Genomic DNA, 2,701 nt, shown 5'->3' with positions numbered 1-2,701 from the left:
ATGAAGGAAACCGAGAAGATCGAGATCATGCACTTTAGCCAGGAGGGCTACGTCGAGGACGGCAAGAACGTCTACGAGGCCGGCAAGAAGATGACCGCGCTCGCCGACAAGGTCGCCGACGAGGGCTACGACGCCGTGTTCCTGATGGGCGTCGGCGGCACCTGGGACGAGCTCATGCAGCTCGAGTACCTCATGAACAAGTTCGGCGACCGCGACCTCGAGGTCTACCTGATCCACGCCGCCGAGTGGAACGTCATGGGCCACAAGCGCATGACCGAGAAGTCCGTCGTGCTCACCGCCTCCGAGTCCGGAACCACCCCCGAGGTCCTCGAGGCCGTCAAGAAGATGAAGGGCATGGGCGTGCGCGTCTACGCCATGACCAAGCCCGAGGGCCCCATCGGCCAGGCTGTCGGCGCCGAGAACTGCGTCGCCATGGCTTCTGACCATGGTTCGGGCGGCTGCGAGAAGGGCTACTACCTCGCCGACTGCTTCGGCCTGCGCCTGCTCAACCGCCGCGGCTGCTTCCCCAAGTTCGATCTGTTTATCGAGCAGACCAAGGACATCTGGAAGGACATGCTCGATATCCGCAAGCGCTTCGAGCCGCGCGCCGAGGAGCTCGCCAAGAAGTACGCCCTGGCCCCCTACACCATGTTCATCGGCTCCGGCGCCCTGTGGGGCGAGACGATCCTGTTCTCGATGTGCATCCTGGAGGAGATGCAGTGGAAGCGCACCCGCTACATCACCTCGGCCGACTTCTTCCACGGCACCCTCGAGCTCGTGGAGCCCGGCGTCCCCGTGTTCCTGTTCATGGGCGAGGACGAGAACCGCAAGCTCGACGAGCGCGTCCGCGCCTTCCTGACCCGCGGTGTGACCGGCGACACCGACATCAACATCATCGACACCGCCGAGTTCGCGATCCCCGGCCTTGACGACGAGTTCCGCGTCATCGTGTCTCCGTGGATTCTGACGGTGCTCGTTACCGACCGCCTGGCTCGCTACTACGAGACGGTCACCAAGCACAACCTCAAGTATCGTCGCTACTATCACCAGTTCGACTACTAAAGAAAACGGGTGCGGGAACGCGCCGGGCTATTGAGAGGAACACAGAATGAGGCAGTACATCATCGCCAGCCATGCGCACTTCGCTACCGGCATCAAGGAGAGTGTCGAGCTGCTCTCGGGCGCTCGCGACAACGTCCACGATCTTTCGATGTTCGTCGATGACCGCATGGACGTGGCCGAGGAGGCCCAAAAACTGCTGGCAGGCATGGCTGCCGACGATGATGTCGTTGTCTGCACCGACCTCTTTGGCGGCAGCGTCAACAACGAGTTCACCAAGATCGTCCAGACGCGTCCCCGCACGTACCTCGTTACCAACATGAACCTTCCTCTGCTTATCCAGCTGCTGTTCTCTGACGAGTCGGCGCCGGTTGAGGAGACGATTCGCGCCATCGTCGCTGCGGACGATACGCGCGTGAAGTTTGTCAACGATCTTTTGGTCGATGACGAAGAGGAAGAAGAGTTCTAATCCGCAGCACCTACTGACACGCCGTAAGACGGCACAAGACCTTTGGGGGGTCACATTATGATTCAGCTACTTCGCGTCGACCATCGCCTGCTTCATGGCCAGGTCGCGGTCTCTTGGGTCCAGGGCCTTGGCTCCAACTGCATTTTCTGCGTGGGCGATAAGGTCGCCAACGACCCGGTGTGGAAGACGACGCTCAAGATGGGCAAGCCTGCCGGCTGCAAGCTCGTCATCAAGGATATGGCGAATGCCATCGAGGCCATTAACTCGGGTGTGACTGACAAATACAAGATGATTATCTGTGTCGCCACCATCGCTGAGGCAAAGCAGCTTGTTGAAGGCTGCCCGCAGATCAAGTCGGTCAACCTGGGCAACACCAAGCCCAAGGACGAGAAGCGCCCCGATGCTCGTCAGGTCTCTCGTCAGATCTTCCTGACTGCAGCCGAGGAGGCCGATGTGCGTGAGATGCTGAACAACGGCGTCGAGGTCGAGATCCGTCCTCTGGCCGATGACCCCAAGGTTGACTGCGCAAGCGTGCTCTAGGCGTTCAATTTCGAAGAGTCTGAGCTCTTCGTAGTGTCCTATTAGGAAAGGGGGATATATGCTTACCCAAGCAATCCTCATCGGACTTATCGCCGCATTTGGTAAGTTCGACTTCCAGCTCGGTACGCTCTATGCGTTCCGCCCCATCGTCCTGTGCCCGCTCGTGGGCCTGGTGCTGGGGGACCTGCAGTCCGGCCTCGCGATCGGCGCCAGCCTGGAGCTTCTGTTCATGGGCTCGATCTCCATCGGCGCCTACGTGCCGCCTGATGAGACGATCGGCGGCGTGCTCGCCTGCGCCTTCGCTATCCAGTTGGGCCAGAGCACCGAGGCAGCCATCGCGCTCGCTATGCCCATCGCCACGCTGTGCCTTGCCATCAAGAACATCCTCAACGCCGCCCTGCCGATTCTGGTTGACCGCGCTGATGTCTTCTCCGGCCAGGGCAACCTTAAGGGTGTCTATGCGATGCACTTCCTGATCGGTTTGACCGGTATCATCATGGCGTTCCTGCTGTGCTCGCTGTCGTTCTATCTGGGTGCTGACGCCATCCAGGGCATGCTCGACTTCATCCCGCCCTTTGTCCTTGCTGGCTTTGGCGTTGCCGCCAACATCCTGCCGGCCATGGGCTTCGCCAT

Annotated in this window: 4 protein-coding genes; all 4 read left to right on the top strand. The window is 60.5% G+C overall.

Features of this window, described 5'->3' with window-relative positions:
* Positions 1 to 1,062 (top strand): SIS domain-containing protein (locus DW925_RS09910; protein ID WP_117790918.1); only part of this gene is annotated, 1,062 nt, incomplete at its 5' end.
* Positions 1,063 to 1,108: 46 nt separating this feature from the next.
* The gene (locus DW925_RS09905; protein WP_117565057.1) at positions 1,109 to 1,528 is read left to right on the top strand and encodes a PTS sugar transporter subunit IIA; all 420 of its coding nucleotides are present in this window, start codon (positions 1,109 to 1,111) and stop codon (positions 1,526 to 1,528) included.
* A 57-nt stretch (positions 1,529 to 1,585) separates the two neighbouring features.
* A complete protein-coding gene (locus tag DW925_RS09900) occupies positions 1,586 to 2,068 on the top strand; it encodes a PTS sugar transporter subunit IIB (RefSeq protein ID WP_117565058.1) in 483 nt (160 codons plus the stop codon).
* Positions 2,069 to 2,126: 58 nt separating this feature from the next.
* On the top strand, positions 2,127 to 2,701 hold a 575-nt coding region (locus DW925_RS09895; protein WP_147349536.1), incomplete at its 3' end, for a PTS sugar transporter subunit IIC.

Source organism: Collinsella sp. AM43-1, assembly GCF_003467925.1.
Taxonomy (GTDB): domain Bacteria; phylum Actinomycetota; class Coriobacteriia; order Coriobacteriales; family Coriobacteriaceae; genus Collinsella.
This window is presented reverse-complemented; position numbering and strand designations above follow the sequence as displayed.